Source organism: Vibrio sp. 10N.261.52.C2 (assembly GCF_041471425.1).
Classification (GTDB): Bacteria; Pseudomonadota; Gammaproteobacteria; order Enterobacterales; family Vibrionaceae; genus Vibrio; species Vibrio crassostreae_C.
In genome coordinates this window covers 1-1,312 of record NZ_JBFROH010000054.1, presented here as the reverse complement: position 1 = coordinate 1,312, position 1,312 = coordinate 1, and the positions used below count along the sequence as shown (strand labels likewise).

At 40.7% G+C, this 1,312-nt stretch carries 1 protein-coding gene; it reads right to left on the bottom strand.

Annotated elements, in window-relative coordinates; all coding sequences use genetic code 11:
* Positions 1-34: 34 nt before the first annotated feature.
* A protein-coding gene (locus tag AB4307_RS18940; RefSeq protein ID WP_102319877.1) for an IS3 family transposase occupies positions 35-1,272 on the bottom strand; the annotation gives its coding sequence in 2 pieces (ribosomal slippage) (positions 35-900 and positions 900-1,272; 1,239 coding nt in all).
* Positions 1,273-1,312 lie beyond the last annotated feature (40 nt).

Sequence of the window (1,312 nt, the reverse complement as noted above, 5' to 3'; positions counted from 1 at the left end):
TGTCTCGTCCTAAAATACGTTGACAGTATTTCTACTAAGCCAACAGCATCAGCTGTTGGCTTTTTTCATGCACCTCATTTGGAGTTTTCATCCTGAGACTAAGGTGCGGCCTCATATTGTTATAGGTACTTATAGACTCTTTTACTAGTTGTTTAAGCTCTCCGAGGTTTTTACACTTATTAAGTAAGAACTCTTGTTTCAGTATTCCATTTACTCTCTCTGCTAATGCATTTTGATAGCAGTCATAACCGTCTGTCATCGAGGGGCTTATGCCGCTACTTTTCAACTTATCTTGATAAACACCGGAGCAATACTGGAGACCACGATCAGAGTGATGGATACACGAACGATGATATTGACGCCCCTTAATAGCCATATCTAGCGCTTTCACAACATCCGTCGCCTTCATTTCGTTGCTCAGCTCGTAGCCCATAATTTTCCGACTAAACGCATCAGTTACCAATGAGAGATAGTGAATGCCTTCATCTGATTGGATATAGGTAATATCACTTACTAACACACCCTCTGGAGTGCATGGTTTGTAGTTCTTTAATAAGTTCGGATGTTTTTTCATCCAATGCTTACTGTTTGTCGTTTTCGTAAAACTACGTTTAGGTCTTACCAATAACCGTTCATCACGTAAGTAGTTGAAAAGAGCATCCCGACCTAACTTGATACCTTGTTCTTGCAACTTTGGCTTAAGTAAAAAGTAGAGCTTTCTAGTGCCAACCCGAGGCATATAACGTCTAATATCCAACACCATTTGTTTGATGGGTTTAAGTTCCAACTGGCGATGAACAGCTCGCTTTTCTCGTTGATAAACGCTTTGTCTCGTTATCCCGCATAGCTTACATACTCGAACTAAACTTATTCCTTCTTGTTCTTGAAGGCTTCTTGCTCCTTGGTGAGATACTTTTTTCTGAGGCTAGTTCCGTGTTCAGCATCAAGAATATCAACCACTCTATTTAAAAAGAGATTCTTGATTTTTTCGTCTTCCAGCTCTTTCTCAAGACGCTTTATTTTCTGTGCTGGTGACTCTTTAGGCTTAGTTGATTGGTGCATGGTATTCATCCTTGGAGTTTGCGCCCAATTCATCTTACCGTGCTTTCGAAGCCAAGTTAAAACAGTTGAACGGCCTTGGATACCATAAATGGTTTGGGCTTGTTTATATGTCATATCGCCTCTTTCTACAGCGGCGACGACCTGTAATTTAAAGCCTAGTGTGTAATCACGCTGAGTGCGCTTAACGTAGGTATTATTTGAAGTAGCCATAATTCGTCCTCAATGTGTAAACACATTTCAGGACGGGACA